Annotated in this window: 14 protein-coding genes, 1 tRNA gene and 1 pseudogene; 3 read left to right on the plus strand and 13 right to left on the minus strand. The window is 61.4% G+C overall.

What is annotated here, in order from left to right; translation table 11 throughout:
• Positions 1-10: 10 nt before the first annotated feature.
• The 7 genes from J0663_RS07835 to tesB all read right to left on the minus strand — a co-directional run bounded on the left by J0663_RS07835 (position 11) and on the right by tesB (position 8,404).
• Entirely contained in the window at positions 11-796 is a 786-nt protein-coding gene (locus J0663_RS07835; protein WP_207243861.1) for an ATP-grasp domain-containing protein, read from the minus strand.
• Positions 796-1,599, minus strand: coding sequence for an exodeoxyribonuclease III (locus tag J0663_RS07840; RefSeq protein ID WP_207244458.1), 804 nt, complete (start codon positions 1,597-1,599; stop codon positions 796-798). The genes J0663_RS07835 and J0663_RS07840 overlap by 1 nt, the downstream gene beginning before the upstream one ends.
• Before the next feature lie 190 nt (positions 1,600-1,789).
• Positions 1,790-2,458: an outer membrane lipoprotein carrier protein LolA gene (locus J0663_RS07845; RefSeq protein ID WP_207243862.1), complete on the minus strand. Its 669-nt coding sequence runs from the start codon at positions 2,456-2,458 to the stop codon at positions 1,790-1,792.
• A 133-nt stretch (positions 2,459-2,591) separates the two neighbouring features.
• On the minus strand, positions 2,592-5,261 hold the full coding sequence (locus J0663_RS07850) for an FtsK/SpoIIIE family DNA translocase (protein ID WP_207243863.1): 2,670 nt from the start codon (positions 5,259-5,261) through the stop codon (positions 2,592-2,594).
• A 244-nt stretch (positions 5,262-5,505) separates the two neighbouring features.
• A complete protein-coding gene (locus J0663_RS07855; RefSeq protein WP_207243864.1) occupies positions 5,506-6,930 on the minus strand; it encodes an ammonium transporter in 1,425 nt (474 codons plus the stop codon).
• Positions 6,931-6,958: 28 nt separating this feature from the next.
• The gene (locus J0663_RS07860) at positions 6,959-7,309 is read right to left on the minus strand and encodes a P-II family nitrogen regulator (RefSeq protein ID WP_003543684.1); all 351 of its coding nucleotides are present in this window, start codon (positions 7,307-7,309) and stop codon (positions 6,959-6,961) included.
• Between the two features lie 210 nt (positions 7,310-7,519).
• Complete coding sequence (tesB, locus tag J0663_RS07865) at positions 7,520-8,404, minus strand: acyl-CoA thioesterase II (protein ID WP_207243865.1); 885 nt, start codon at positions 8,402-8,404, stop codon at positions 7,520-7,522.
• A gap of 84 nt (positions 8,405-8,488) precedes the next feature.
• Between tesB and J0663_RS07870 the strand changes: the two genes are divergently transcribed.
• On the plus strand, positions 8,489-9,703 hold the full coding sequence (locus J0663_RS07870) for a ubiquinone biosynthesis hydroxylase (RefSeq protein ID WP_207243866.1): 1,215 nt from the start codon (positions 8,489-8,491) through the stop codon (positions 9,701-9,703).
• A gap of 20 nt (positions 9,704-9,723) precedes the next feature.
• Here J0663_RS07870 and J0663_RS07875 read toward each other — a convergent pair whose 3' ends face one another.
• The 4 genes from J0663_RS07875 to J0663_RS07890 form a co-directional block, all read right to left on the minus strand.
• Positions 9,724-9,912 (minus strand): Trm112 family protein, encoded by a 189-nt coding sequence (locus tag J0663_RS07875; protein ID WP_003567459.1) that lies wholly within the window; start codon positions 9,910-9,912, stop codon positions 9,724-9,726.
• A 9-nt stretch (positions 9,913-9,921) separates the two neighbouring features.
• Positions 9,922-10,608: an LON peptidase substrate-binding domain-containing protein gene (locus tag J0663_RS07880; protein ID WP_207243867.1), complete on the minus strand. Its 687-nt coding sequence runs from the start codon at positions 10,606-10,608 to the stop codon at positions 9,922-9,924.
• Positions 10,609-10,924: 316 nt separating this feature from the next.
• The gene (trxA, locus tag J0663_RS07885) at positions 10,925-11,899 is read right to left on the minus strand and encodes a thioredoxin (protein ID WP_207243868.1); all 975 of its coding nucleotides are present in this window, start codon (positions 11,897-11,899) and stop codon (positions 10,925-10,927) included.
• 56 nt (positions 11,900-11,955) lie between these two features.
• Positions 11,956-12,465 (minus strand): prolyl-tRNA synthetase associated domain-containing protein, encoded by a 510-nt coding sequence (locus J0663_RS07890; RefSeq protein ID WP_207243869.1) that lies wholly within the window; start codon positions 12,463-12,465, stop codon positions 11,956-11,958.
• 255 nt (positions 12,466-12,720) lie between these two features.
• Between J0663_RS07890 and J0663_RS07895 the strand changes: the two genes are divergently transcribed.
• Both J0663_RS07895 and J0663_RS07900 read left to right on the plus strand, forming a co-directional pair.
• Positions 12,721-12,795: transfer RNA gene (locus J0663_RS07895), tRNA-Gly, on the plus strand.
• 387 nt (positions 12,796-13,182) lie between these two features.
• A complete protein-coding gene (locus tag J0663_RS07900) occupies positions 13,183-13,437 on the plus strand; it encodes a DUF2934 domain-containing protein (RefSeq protein WP_207243870.1) in 255 nt (84 codons plus the stop codon).
• Positions 13,438-13,526: 89 nt separating this feature from the next.
• Here the strand turns inward: J0663_RS07900 and J0663_RS31705 are convergent.
• Both J0663_RS31705 and J0663_RS07905 read right to left on the minus strand, forming a co-directional pair.
• A pseudogene (locus tag J0663_RS31705) lies at positions 13,527-13,619 on the minus strand (GNAT family N-acetyltransferase); the annotation flags it as partial.
• Between the two features lie 64 nt (positions 13,620-13,683).
• Positions 13,684-14,328, minus strand: coding sequence for a ThuA domain-containing protein (locus tag J0663_RS07905; RefSeq protein ID WP_207243871.1), 645 nt, complete (start codon positions 14,326-14,328; stop codon positions 13,684-13,686).
• Positions 14,329-14,522 lie beyond the last annotated feature (194 nt).

The raw sequence follows: 14,522 nt of genomic DNA on the forward strand, positions 1-14,522 counted from the left end.
GCGCGAGCTGTTAATCGCGAACCAGGCCGTCGATCGCCGCGGCAAGCGTCGCGAGGTCGGCGGCGTAAAACCCGGCGGCGTTGATGCAGTTCGTCTCAAGCAGCTTCAATCCCTCTTCGGTGCGACAGACGTCGATGACATAAGCCGGCGAGTAACCGGCATTGACGTCCACCATGCGCTGCCCAAACTCCAACACATCGTCATCAATCTCGTGGCGATGGATGATACGCGATCCGTCTTTGTAGAGCGAATAGGTGACGATCCGATCATTGACGGCCCAGAGACGCCATTCGCGCAAGATACGGACAGGCTTGGTGAACATCAGCAGCGTGTCGTGGCGAAGCGACCCTGTCGGGATTTCATCTTCGTCGAGCGCGAGGACCCGCTCCGCCATGCGGAGGATCTCGTCCGTCGATTTGACGTTACCGGGCTCCTCCTTACTGTCGTCGACGGGACGCAGGAACCATTGCCTCCCGTCGTCGATCAGACGCGCGGGAACGTCTCGGAGAGTGAGGAATAGTGCATCGGGGCCGTTGAGGAGATAGGGATGCCAAACTTGTTCCTGGACGAAAGGACGCAGCTTGAACACGCCCGGCCAGTAGCCGTTCGCCTCGGCGTTCTTCCACAGCGAATAGGAGCCGAACATGATGACGGAACCCGGATCGGCGACGAGGGGCTCGGGGATAAGTTCGCCGACAAAGGGGACGACCTTGTGCCATGTATAGGGGATACCGAGCCGGTCGAGCGCCTCGGCCAACTTATGGGTATCTTCGAACTGCTGGAGAATCCACTGCATCACAAATCGAAATGCGCCGTCACCGGCACGTGGTCCGACGGCCGGTCCCAGCCGCGCGCTTCCTTCAGAATCTCGATCCGCCTGAGATGCGGTCCGAGATCCGATGACGACCAGATATGGTCGAGGCGGCGGCCGCGGTCGGCCGCCTCCCAATCCTTGGCGCGGTAGCTCCACCAGGTGTAAAGCTTCTCGCTGGCCGGCACATGCTGGCGCATGAGGTCGAGCCAGCCGCCGCGCTTCATCACCTCGATGAGCCCATCGGTCTCAACAGGTGTATGGCTGACGATCTTCAGCAATTGCTTGTGCGACCAGACATCGTGCTCCAGTGGCGCGATGTTGAGGTCGCCGACCAGGATGGCCGACGTATTGGCCTCGCCATTGGCCTTCAGCAGCTTCATCTCCTCGATGAAATCGAGCTTGTGGCCGAATTTCGGATTGATCGTGCGATCCGGCTCGTCGCCGCCGGCCGGAACGTAGAAATTGTGCAGCCGAACACGGCGATTGCCGCGCTCGAAGACCGCCGATATGTGGCGGGCATCGCCGACGCCGCAATAATCCTGCCGGTGGTCTTCCGTCAGCGGAACGCGCGAGGCGATCGCCACGCCATGATAGCCCTTCTGGCCATGGATGATGATGTGATCATAGCCCATGGCCCGCAAGGGCGCGGCCGGAAAGAGCTCGTTCGGCACCTTGGTTTCCTGCAAGCAGAGAATATCCGGCCTATGCTTGAGAACGAACTGCTCGACGATCGGCATGCGCAGCCGCACCGAGTTGATGTTCCAGGTGGTGATCGAAAAGCTCATGCCCATGCCCTCTCGCGTCAAATCCCGCATGCCAGCCGAACCGCAGAACTGCGGCTCGACGCGACGCGCTTTCATGAAAGGGCTTTAGAACAAAGGCGGACGAGAGGAAACCGGCCGCGTGCAAAAGCATCGGCCGATCAACCGAAAAGACCCTGGAACAGAGCGAGCTTAAGGCGAGCAGGCCCGACGATCAGTCCCGCGACTGAGGCGTGCCGGGGATGCTTTCATAGGGCACGCGGAAGACGCGGTCGTCGAACTGCACACCCGTCTTGACGTTGAAGATCATCACCGAGGTATCCTTGCCCTGGTTGTCGGTGATCGTCCACTGACGCAGGTCGTAGGTCTTCGGGTCGAACATCATGGTAATCGTCGAGTTGCCGAACACCGTGTTGTTGCCAAGTGCGATCGTCGTCAGGTCCGACTCTTCCTTCACGCCCTTTACCATGCCGGCCGACAGGTCGATATGCCGCGCCAGGAGCAAGCTGAGCGGGGTCTTGGAGAGCGGATAGAGATCCCAGGTCTTGAGCTTGGTATTGCCGATGGCGACGTTCTTGCCGTCGGCGATCACCCGCATCGGCGACGGTTCGTCATAATTGAAACGCAGCTTGCCCGGGCGCTGGATGAAGAACTTGCCGCCGGTCTGCTCGCCGCGCGGACCGAACTGGACGAATTCGCCCTGCATCGTCGTGACGCCGGAGAAATGATCGGCGATTGCTTGTGCGGTTCCGGAGGCCGGCGCTGCCGCCTGAGCGTAAGCACCGAGGGGAATGGCGCTCGCCGTGGCAGCGACGGCGAAAGCGCCGAGAAGATCGCGGCGCGTCATCGCCAGGCCGGAGAGGAAGGAATCGGAGTTACGCATCTAAATCTCCTTTATGCGATCTGCATGCCGCCGAAAGGCGGCGTCTTCAAGGCGTTGCGATCGGCGCGCGAACGCCCTTGATGCCATCACGTTTCCGACGAGGCGGCCACATCAGAAATATATGGCGCTTATCTCAGCGGTCGAGGATGTCGTCTTCGGTCGGAACGAGGATTTCGCGTTTGCCGGCATGGTTGGCCGGCCCGATGATCCCTTCCTTCTCCATGCGCTCGATCAGCGAGGCGGCGCGGTTGTAGCCTATGCCGAGCCGGCGCTGAACATAGGAGGTGGAGGCCTTGCCGTCGCGCAGCACGACGGCAACGGCCTGGTCGTAGGGGTCTTCCGATTCCGCAAGGTTTGACGTGCCGGCCGGGCCGCCGCCGTAATCGCCGTCCTCGTCGTCATCGGCGGTGATCGCATCGAGATATTGCGGCGAGCCCTGCGTCTTCAGGTAGGAGACGATCTCTTCCACCTCGACATCCGAGACGAAGGGACCGTGCACACGCTGGATACGCCCGCCGCCCGCCATGTAGAGCATGTCGCCCATGCCGAGCAGCTGTTCGGCGCCCTGTTCGCCGAGAATGGTGCGGCTGTCGATCTTCGAGGTGACCTGGAAGGAGATGCGGGTCGGAAAGTTTGCCTTGATCGTGCCGGTGATGACGTCGACAGAGGGGCGCTGCGTCGCCATGATCACGTGGATGCCGGCGGCGCGCGCCATCTGGGCCAGACGCTGGACCGCACCTTCGATATCCTTGCCGGCGACCATCATCAGATCGGCCATTTCGTCGATGATGACGACGATATAGGGCATTGGCTTCAGATCGAATTCCTCGGTCTCGTACATGGCTTCGCCGGTGTGGCGGTCGAAGCCGGTCTGCACCGTGCGGGAAATCACTTCGCCCTTCGACAGGGCCTGTTCGACGCGCGTGTTGAAGCCGTCGATGTTGCGCACGCCGATCTTCGACATCTTCTTGTAGCGCTCTTCCATCTCGCGCACGGTCCATTTGAGCGCGACGACGGCCTTCTTCGGATCGGTGACAACAGGAGAAAGCAGATGCGGAATGCCGTCATAGACGGAGAGTTCGAGCATCTTCGGATCGATCATGATCAGCCGGCACTGTTCCGGCGTCATGCGATAGAGCAGCGACAGGATCATCGTATTGATGGCGACCGATTTACCCGAGCCGGTGGTGCCGGCGACGAGCAGGTGCGGCATCTTGGCGAGGTCGGCGATGACGGCTTCGCCGCCGATCGTCTTGCCGAGCGCCATGGCAAGCTTGGCCTTGCTGCCGTCGAAATCCCGGGAGCCGATCAATTCGCGCAAGTAGACGGTCTCGCGCGTCTGGTTCGGCAGTTCGATACCGATTGCATTGCGGCCGGGCACGACGGCGACGCGGGCGGCAATGGCGCTCATCGAGCGGGCGATATCGTCGGCCAGGCCGATGACGCGTGACGACTTGATGCCGGGCGCCGGCTCCAGTTCGTAGAGCGTGACGACGGGACCGGGACGGACATGAATGATCTCGCCCTTGACGCCGAAATCCTCGAGCACGCCCTCGAGCATGCGGGCATTCTGCTCCAGCGCATCGGCAGACAATGTCGAATCGCGCACCACGTTCCTGGGCTCGGCAAGCAAATGCATCGAGGGAAGCTGGAAACCTTCGGGGCGGATGAACGAACCCTGCGCTTCCCGTTCGATACGCGCGCCGGGCTTCGGACGCGCGATTGCCGGGACGACGCGAGGCTCCGGCTTGCCGGCGGCTTTCGCCGGCGCGCGGATCATCCAGTCATCGTCATCGTCGTCCGGCAGGATGTCGGCCGGACGCGGCGGCATGTCGGCATCGAAGGGCGGATCGTCGTCCTCATCCTCGTCGTCGATGGAAAGCGACGGCGCGGCTGCGACGCGGCTAGATGAAACCGCCCGCGGCTCCATCGATGGTTCCAGGCGCTCGCCGCGGACGGCCGGCGTCTTGGCCCGGACTGGTTCGTTCAGCGTACCGAACTCATCATCGTTGAAATCATAGGGCGATTCGAAATCGCCCTGGCGCCGTTTGCGTGGTCCCATGCCGAAGAGCCGCCGCAGTCGGCTCTGGCTCATGTACCAGGCATGCGTCATGGCGCCGCTGAAAGCGACCCAGCGCGACTCGTCCTCTTCGTCGTCCTCGTCTCCGACGACTCGAACCTTGCTCGTCGTCTCGACATAGTCGTCCTCGATTTCGTCGTCGATCTCGCTGCGCCCGACGAGGCCCGATGCGAAGAGCATCATCCAGGCGGTCGGCACGGCAAAGATGCAGCCGACCACCATGGCGAAGGTGCCGGTGGGATAAGCGCCGACGAAGAGCGCGGGAAAGCGCAGGATCATATCGCCGATGACGCCGCCGATTCCGTTCGGGATCGGCCAGGTAAGCGGTGGCGGGAAACAGCCTATGACGGCGGAGGAAAGCACCGAGCCGGCAAGCCAGGCCCCGATGCGGGCCGGGATGCGGTCGAAGCGACGGCCGGAGATCATCGTCAGTGCCCAGGCGACGATCGGCAGCATTGACACGACGCTGGCAAGCCCCAGGAACTGCATGACGATATCGGCAAAGGCGGCGCCGCTGTAGCCAAGGATATTCGTCGGCAGGTTGGCGGTGGCGTAGGAATAGCTCGGATCCGCGACGTTCCATGTCGCCAGCGCCGCAACGCAAAACGCCAGCAGCAGAAAGATCGCAAAGCCGATGAGTGCCTGGATCTGCCGCAGCATGAATGCCGAGAAGGAGAACCGATCCGGACGGCCATCCATTGCCGGCGACGTGCTTCTTGCCATGTGTCTAACCCGTCCAATGCCTGAGGGCAGGCGAATCGCCGAAGCCTCGCCATGCCAAATGCGTCCGCTCTACCTAATCAGAGCGGGGTTAAAGCGATGTTAACCATGCGTGCCGGCATGCATATTCCGGGTGGGGAAATGAAAAAAGGCCCGAACCCTGGAAGGTTCGGGCCAAGAGCGGCTCGTGGTGAGAGCCGCGACGGGCCGTGAAGGGCGCCCTCATGCCGGGCGCCCAAAGCCGATGTTACGAGTGGTAGGCGGCTTCGCCGTGGGTCGCGAGGTCGAGACCTTCGCGCTCGGCTTCGACGCTCACGCGCAGGCCGACGACGACGTCGACGATCTTGTAGAGGATCGCCGAACCGATACCCGACCAGAGGAGAGTCGTGAGAACACCCTTCCCCTGGTTCAGGACCTGGGTTGCCGTGCCGGCATAGGTGGCGGCGAAATCTGCCGTCGAGTAGTCGACGATGCCTGCACCGCCCAGCGCCGGATTGACGAGGATGCCGGTACCGAGAGCACCAACGATGCCGCCGATGCAATGGACGCCGAAGACGTCGAGGCTGTCGTCGTAATTGAACTTGTTCTTCACGACGTCGACGAAGAAGTAGCAGAGCGGAGAGACGACGAGGCCGAGAACGATCGAACCCATCGGGCCGGCAAAGCCAGCGGCCGGGGTGACGGCGACGAGGCCGGCGACGGCGCCGGAAGCGCCACCGAGCATCGAAGCCTTGCCGCGGGCGAGGCTTTCCACGATGCACCAGGATACCGCGGCGGCGGCTGCCGCGACGAAGGTGTTGATCATGGCAAGTGATGCATAGCCATTGGCCTCGAGGTTGGAGCCGGCGTTGAAGCCGAACCAGCCGACCCAGAGAAGCGAGGCGCCGACCATGGTCAGCGTCATCGAATGCGGAGCCATGATTTCCTTCTTATAGCCGGTGCGCTTGCCGAGCATGATAGCGCCGACGAGGCCAGCGATACCGGCATTGATGTGAACGACGGTGCCGCCGGCGAAGTCGATGGCGCCGTAGGAGAAGATCAGGCCGGCCGGCGAGGTGTAGGAGCTCGGGCCACCCCAGAACCAGACCATGTGCGCCATCGGGAAGTAGATGAAGGTGACCCACAGCACGACGAAGAGCATGACGGCCGAGAACTTGACGCGCTCGGCGAAGGCGCCGACGATGAGGCCGGGCGTGATGCAGGCGAAGGTCATCTGGAAGACGACGAAGGTGTATTCGGGAATGGCGACGCCCTTCGAGAAGGTCTCGACCAGCGACGAGGTGTTGACGCCGGCAAGGAACGCCTTGGAGAAGCCGCCGACGAAGCTGTTCAGCGAGCCGCCGTCGGTGAAGGCGAGCGAATAGCCGTAGGTCACCCAGAGCAGCGCCACGACGGCCGTGATCATGAAGACCTGCATCAGCACGGAGAGCATGTTCTTGGCGCGGACGAGACCGCCGTAGAATAGTGCAAGGCCGGGGATGGTCATCAAAAGGACGAGCGCCGAGGAGACGAGCATCCAGGTATTGTCACCCTTGTCCATCGTGAGGGCGGGAGCAGCGGCGGCAGCGGCTGGTGCAGCGGCTTCCTGCGCAAAGGCTACGGCCGGCGCAAGAAGCGCGGCCGATGCTGCGCCGACCCGCGCAAAGGTGGAGGAAAACTTCGAAATTGACATTGGAAAAAGCTCCTTGATCTGCCGTTCGTTACAGCGCTTCTGAATCGGTTTCGCCCGTACGGATGCGCACGGCATGGTCGATCGAATAGACGAAAATCTTGCCGTCACCGATCTGGCCGGTCTTGGCCGATGCCGCGATGGCTTCGACCGCCCTGTCGACGAGTTCCGATGCAACCGCGATTTCGATCTTGAGCTTCGGCAGGAAGCTGACCGCATATTCGGTGCCGCGATAGATTTCAGTGTGCCCCTTCTGGCGCCCGTAACCCTTCACCTCGGTTACGGTCAGGCCCTGAATGCCGATCGCCGTCAGGGCTTCGCGGACCTCATCGAGCTTGAACGGCTTGATAATAGCCATCACAATTTTCATCTGGTTTCCCATCCTTCGTTATCCTCGGCGCGGAGCCGACTCTCCTTGCCGCTGACGTTCATGAACAGCGACCGGCGATATACATTCAAAGGACGTGCCAGATTCGAAGCGGTGATTAAGCCATTGAAAAATAAATACTATAATCAATAGTGCCAATAAACAGGCAGTTGACCGAGCAATAAGCGCACAAATAATGCGCAAATTTACAAATATGCATAATATTTATTCATTTGCCTTTTTCCGAATCAACCCTTCTTGCGCAACGGACGCGATCAGCACGCCTGTTCGGGTAAACAAACTGCCGCGGGTCAATCCCCTTGCGCCTGAAGCCGACGGACTATCCTGCGTATAAAGCAGCCAGTCCTCGAGCTTGCAGGGCCGGTGGAACCACATGGAGTGATCGAGGCTCGCCACCTGCAGGTTCTGGTCGAAAATGGATGTGCCGTGCGCATAAAGCGCGGTATCGAGCAGCGTCATGTCTGAGAGATAGGCAAGGACGGCCGCCTGATAGAGCCGGTCGTCGGGAACCGGGCCGGTGGCACGCACCCAGACGTCCTGCCTGGGATCGAGCTTCCTGTCGGAAAAGTAATGGGTCAGCGAGACAGGACGGATCTCGATCGGCCGCTCGCGCTGCCAGTATTTCCGGATCGCCTCCGGTGCATGGGCGAGATATTGCTCCTTGATCTGCTGTTCGCCGAGCAGCGCTTCCGGCATCGCCACACCAGGCATGGCGATCTGGTGGTCGAAGCCCGGCTCCTCCAGCTGGAACGAAGCCGACAGCGCGAAGATCGCCCTGCCATGCTGGATCGCAACGACACGCCTGGTGTTGAAGCTCGATCCGTCGCGGATGCGCTCCACCTGGTAGATGATCGGCACGGATGGATCGCCGGGGCGCATGAAATAAGCATGCAGCGAATGGACGAAACGCTCGCCTTCGATGGTGCGCTGGGCCGCCATCAGCGCTTGGCCGATGACCTGGCCGCCGAACACCCGCTGCCAGCCGGCCTGAGGGCTGCGTCCGCGGAAGATATCGACCTCGATGGGCTCGAGATCGAGCGTCGCAAGCAGCCTCTCCATCGCCGAAGGCCCGGTCGTCTCGCGCGTCATTTTGTATGCCTCCCGGCGGTAGGAAGTGAAGTTGCGATGATCTATATAGATCACATCTGAGGCACAAGGTACGGGAGCGGCGCGATGCTTGATATGCTGGTTGTGGGCGGGGGGTATGTCGGCCTTTCCGCTGCTGTCGCGGTCAAGCAGGCAGCACCCCATCTGAATGTCGCCGTCGTCGAGGCGGCCCCCGAGCATGCCTGGAAAAATGATACGCGCGCTTCCGCCGTCATCGCGGCCGCGGTGAAGATGCTCGAGATCTTCGGCATCTGGACCGAGATCGAGCCGGAAGCGCAGCCGATTACCAAGATGATCGTGACCGATTCCAGGACCTCCGATCCGGTCCGCCCGGTTTTCCTCACTTTTGACGGCGAAGTGGCCGACGGCCGGCCCTTCGCGCACATGATTCCGAATGTAGCCATGGTCGCGGCACTTCGCGGCGCCTGCGAACGTCTCGGCATCGACATACGCCACGGACTGAGCGCGACGGAACTCAAAACGCAGGACAGCCATGCCACCGTCACGCTGTCGGACGGCAGCATGCTGGAATCCCGGCTGGTGGTTGCCTGCGACGGCGTCCGCTCGAAGCTGCGCGATCTCGCCGGCATCAGGACCGTCACCTGGGACTACGGCCAGTCCGGCATTATCGCGACCGTCGAACATGAGCGGTCGCATGATGGCTGCGCCGAGGAGCATTTCCTGCCGGCCGGCCCCTTCGCCATCCTACCGCTAAGGAACAATCGCTCCTCGCTCGTCTGGACGGAGCGCACGCATGACGCCGACAGGCTGGTCGCCGCCGACGAGCTGATATTCGAGGAGGAGCTGGAACGCCGCTTCGGCCACAAGCTCGGGGCGCTAAGGGTAATCGGCGACAAACGCGCCTTTCCGCTCGGCCTGACGCTTGCCCGCGCCTTCGTCGCGCCGCGTTTCGCGCTGGCCGGCGACGCCGCCCACGGCATCCATCCAATCTCGGGACAAGGGCTCAATCTCGGCTTCAAAGACGTGGCGGCCCTCGCCGAAACCATAGTCGAGGCCGACCGCCTCGGCCTCGATATCGGCTCGATCAACATTCTCGAACGCTACCAGACCTGGCGGCGCTTCGACACCTTCCGCATGGGCGTGACGACCGACGTGCTGAACCGGCTCTTCTCCAACGACGCGACGCCGATCCGCATCGCCCGCGACGTCGGCCTCGGCATTGTCGACCGGCTGCCGCGCCTCAAATCCTTCTTCATCGGCCAAGCGGCTGGCACGACCGCCAAGGACAGTCCGCGCCTGCTTGCTGGCCAGACGATTTGAAGGCGGTTTGAAGTAACACGCTATTCGTCGAGGCGCCTTGCTTCGGATACCAGCATGATGGGAATGCCGTCGCGGATCGGATAGGCAAGCTGCGCCTTTTCCGAAACGAGTTCGTTGTGTTCGCGATCATAGGAAAGCCGGCCCTTGGAGAGCGGGCAGACCAGGAGCTCCAGCAGTTTCGGATCGACGCGGCTCAGTTTTTCGTCCATGGCTGGAGTTTACTGCAGAACCGTGTCGGAGTCACCGAAGACCCGCGCCAGCACGATCTCCGTGATGGCGATCAGTGTCTCGGCCCGCGTCTTCAGATCGGGCGCTTCCAGCAGCGCCTGTTTTTCGGCCGGTCCGAACGGCGACATCATCGCCAGCGAATTGACCAGCGTCAGATTGCTCGCCCGTTCGACGCTCTCCCAGTCGGCCTCCAGCTTGTTGGCATCGAGATAGGCCTTGAAGGCGGTCAGCAGGGCCGTGCGGTCGACCGCCTCCTCCTCGTTCGCAGCTGAGAGATCGGCGATAAACGGCGCGATGCGAAAGGTGCGGAAGGGATCGCTGGTCGTCTTCTCCTCCAGGAGCCGGAACCGGCAGACGCCGGTCAGCGACACGATATAGCGCCCGTCGCCGGTCTCGGCGAACGAGGTGATGCGACCGAGGCAGCCGACCGTGGCGAGGCTCGGCTCACCGCCCTTGTCCTCATGTTCGCCGAGTGCCGGCTGCACCATGCCGATCAGCCGGTTTCCGGCAAGCGCTGTATCCAGCATCGCCAGATAACGCGGCTCGAAGATGTTGAGGGGGAGCTGCCCGGCCGGCAGAAGGAGGGCTCCGGTCAGGGGGAAGACGGCGATCGTATCCGGCAGATCGCCCGGCTTCAGGTATCTGGCATTACCCACTTGCATGAAACCGTCCCGCATTCTTGTAAACGGGCATGCCCGTCCTGACGAGAATGTGGTGCCCCCGACCGAAAACGCAAGGGCAGATTTTCTAAACTTGGACCTTTCCTGGTCAGCTTGAAGCATTCTGCCGAGCAGGTTTTCGTCAGGGCAAAGGCGATTGGCGAAGGGCATACCTCTTGGTACGTCCGAGCCGATCGCCTTTGATCCTGGCTAGAGATGCCCGGCCCTAGCTGGTTTGCAAGCAAAACCACCGGGGTTGGCTGAAACGGGCCGGCTGATCGACCGGCCGGCTCCGTTTGAACCAACAGAATGCGTCAATCTGACCAGGAAGGGTTTAGGAGAACAGCATCGCCGAAAGCTTGCGCCGGGCAGCAACCGTCGCCGGATCCTTGAAGCCCCAGACCTCGAAGAACTGCAGCAGCTGCCGACGGGCGCCGTCGTCGTCGAAGGCGCGATCCTTGCGCATGATCAGAAGCAGATGTTCGGCGGCCTCATCGCGCCGGCCTTCGACATTGAGGATCTTGGCAAGCTTCAGCCGCGCCTCGTGATTGTCAGGATTGGTCGCCAGCTCCTGCTCGAGCGCGACGGGATCGCCGAGCTTGCGCGCCTCCTCGATCTGGTCGAGCTTCTTCAGCACCGCCTGGATGCCGGCGTCCTTCGCGAGCTCTTCCGGCAGATCGGCCAGCGTTTCGCGCGCACGCTGATGCTGGTTTGCAGCGATCATGCATTCGGCCATTCCGGCAAGCGCCTTGGCATTTTCGGGATCGGCCTGCATGACGGCGCCGTAAAGCTGCGCAGCCTCATTGACATTTCCGGCGGCAAGCAGTTCTGCCGCTTCCGTCAGCACGGCTTCGATTTCGGCCGCCTCCTCGGCGCCGGCCGGACCGGCGATGCGGTCGATGAACTGGCGGATCTGGCTCTCCGGCACGGCCCCCATGAAGCCGTCGGCCGGGCGGCCGTTGACGAAGGCGATGACGGCGGGAATCGACTGGATGCCAAGCTGGCCGGCGATCGAAGGATGATCGTCGATGTTCATCTTGACCAGCCGCACGCGGCCCTTGGCTTCGTTGACCACCTTCTCCAGAACCGGCGTCAGCTGCTTGCACGGGCCGCACCACGGCGCCCAGAAATCGACCAGCACCGGCTGCCTGCGCGACGCTTCGATGACGTCCTTGCCGAAATTCGCAGTCGTCGTGTCGGTGATGTAGCTGCCGGCCGCGGCCGCCGGTTCCGGCTGAGCGCCGAAGCTTGCCGTTGCCGACATCTGATTTCCGAAGGAACCGTTATAGGGGTTGTTGCTGCCGCTCATAGGTATCTCCCGCCGCGCCGATCCTGCCGGCATCATTGTAGCGCTAAAATCGTATGTCAGGACGTCACTTTCAAGACAAGCGGCTTATGTCCGGTCGCTTCCATGAAACGGATGAGGTCACCGCTCGCAATCGATGTCGTCGCATCGTTGGTAAGCGGATGGCAATTGATGATCTCCTCGACCATCAGATCGGCATCGAGCACGAAGGTAACGTTTCCGCCGGTATCGTTGATGGCACCGAACGCGGTGACTGCCCCCGGGATGACGCCGAGATACTCCATCAGCTTCTCCGCTCTGCCGAAGGAAACCCGGCCCGACCCGCCGATGATGGTGTGAACCTGCTTGAGGTCGACCTCGGCATTCTCCTCCACCGTCAGCAGAAAATACCGGTCCTTCTTGTCCTTGATGAAGAGATTCTTGGTGTGGCCGCCGGGGATTTCATCGCGCAGCGCAACCGATTCGGCCACGGTAAAGACCGGCGCATGATCGACCGTCTTGTGGGCGATCCCGAGTCCGCTGAGAAAGGCGAACAATTCTTCTCTTGTCTTAGGAGCATTTTCAGGCATGAGGCGATCCATCGGCGTGTCAGGAAAAATCGAGGCGTCCTGATTAAGTCCGTCCACAATATTTGGCAATCGTCGCAACCGACGCTCTACCCCCGCTTTTGCGGCCTTTCCGCGCCGCATGTGCGAACATCGGAATTTTTCTTCGCTTCTCCGTCATTTCCCTGTTGCATTTGAAAATCCGTTAGGCCATATAGCGCCCGTCGCCACGAGGCGGCGCCCACGGTCCAACGACTACCCCGGACTGATGTGGATTGAGCGGGTGTAGCTCAGGGGTAGAGCACAACCTTGCCAAGGTTGGGGTCGAGGGTTCGAATCCCTTCGCCCGCTCCAGTTTCTCCCTTGTCCGTACCGAAGACATTGAAGACAACCCTGTGCGAAACGGGTTGGCTTGCAACTCAGCGACATAAGCGTCGTGAGGCGCCAGGGATGTTTCACAAGATGGCGCGCGCCATGCTTGTAACGGCTCAATCGGCCTTTACCGCGGGCGAGCCGAGCATCGACCGCAGCCCCATGGTTGCCGTCAGTCGGCGTCAGACAGCCGCAGCACCATGAGCGCGGCTACGTCGCGGCTGATTAATATTACTTTATCAGTGCTAAGTATCCGCATCTCTTCGCATTATCGAAAAAATAACGCTGCCTCGTAACGACTCCTAAAGCCGGGTTTGGCACCTTGTTGGCGATCGATATTTGCTTCCAATTTTTCGGCTGGGGTTTGTTATGAGTCACAATAGGGACGCCTGGGTCAGCCAGCGCGCTTATTCGCTGTGGGAATCGGAAGGCAGGCCGGAGGGGCGTGGGGAAAACCATTGGATGCAGGCGCTCAAGGAATTCGAGCAGCTGCAGCTGACCAAGGCCTCGCCTGACGGAAACGAGCTCATCGAGAAGCTTAAGGCGGCCGGGCGGCTGATTCGTGTCTATGGCGAACCGGCTGCCGAAATCGAAAACGGGCTGCAACGGAAAATCGCCCGTTAAGGGAATTTCAACAAGGATGCATCGCGGTCTTGTGTCCGGGATGGCACAGAAAGACCGTATCCCGATTCCCCTGGGTGCCGAGATATTCTGCGGCATTCCAGGCGGACGATCAGCCGTGTCGGCAGGCGCCTTGCCACGTCGATGAAACCGGCATCGAGAAAGATCGAAAGCGATCCGGCATAGGAGCAAGTTGGGACGCAGCCGGCACGTGGCAACCGCTCCCGGCGGTAATATGTCGTTCCGACGCTATCGGCGGGCGGCCCAGCTGAGACCGCGCCGCAGGACGAGCGGCATAAAGGGGTGGTCGAATTCGGCAGCTACATGGCCAAGGGCGGAATAGAAGATGCGACCGGCGCCGAAATGCCGCTTGAAGACCACAGGCATCACGACATTGCGCGCCGCCGGATCATAGACGCCGGTAAAAGTGGTCGTCGCGAGGATTTCGACGCTCGGATCGTAATGAAGGTAATATTGCTCCGAGTGATAGTCGAAGTCGGGAATGCCCTCCATGACAGGATCGTCCTGGCGGGTGACGCCGACGCGGAAATCGATGATATTGCCGGGGTGGGCGACCCAGGTGACACCGGAGACATAACGGAAGGAGGCGCTCTCCTTGAAGGAGGTGGCGAGCGCACCATGATGGCCGCCGAGCCCGAGCCCGCCGCGCACCGCCTCGACAAGGGCGCTAGCATGCGGTCTTTCAAGCGTTTCGCCGGTTATGATGGGCACGAGGAGATCGGCCTTGGCCAGCAGAGGCGAGGCGAAAATGCCGAGATCACCGGTCACCTCGACGGCAAAGCCATCCTCGCGCAGGAGATTGGCAACGATGCCGGCGCATTGTTCCGGCTCATGGCCCTGCCAGCCGCCCCAGACGATGATCGCCTTTTTCATCTCGTGTCCTCCGCCGACTTCATCCTTCGCCCACTGGAGCCTTTCTGGGTTAGATTGCAGCATTATGCAAATCACGCGAATAATGCGATCGGCGGGAAGCGGCTGCGGCAATCGACGTATTGTCCGTTCACGCCGATTGCAGTTCCTTCTTTTTATTGACGTCTATCTCGTCTAGGTTCGGCCTATCTCTCATT

Source organism: Rhizobium lentis, from assembly GCF_017352135.1.
Lineage (GTDB): Bacteria > Pseudomonadota > Alphaproteobacteria > Rhizobiales > Rhizobiaceae > Rhizobium > Rhizobium lentis.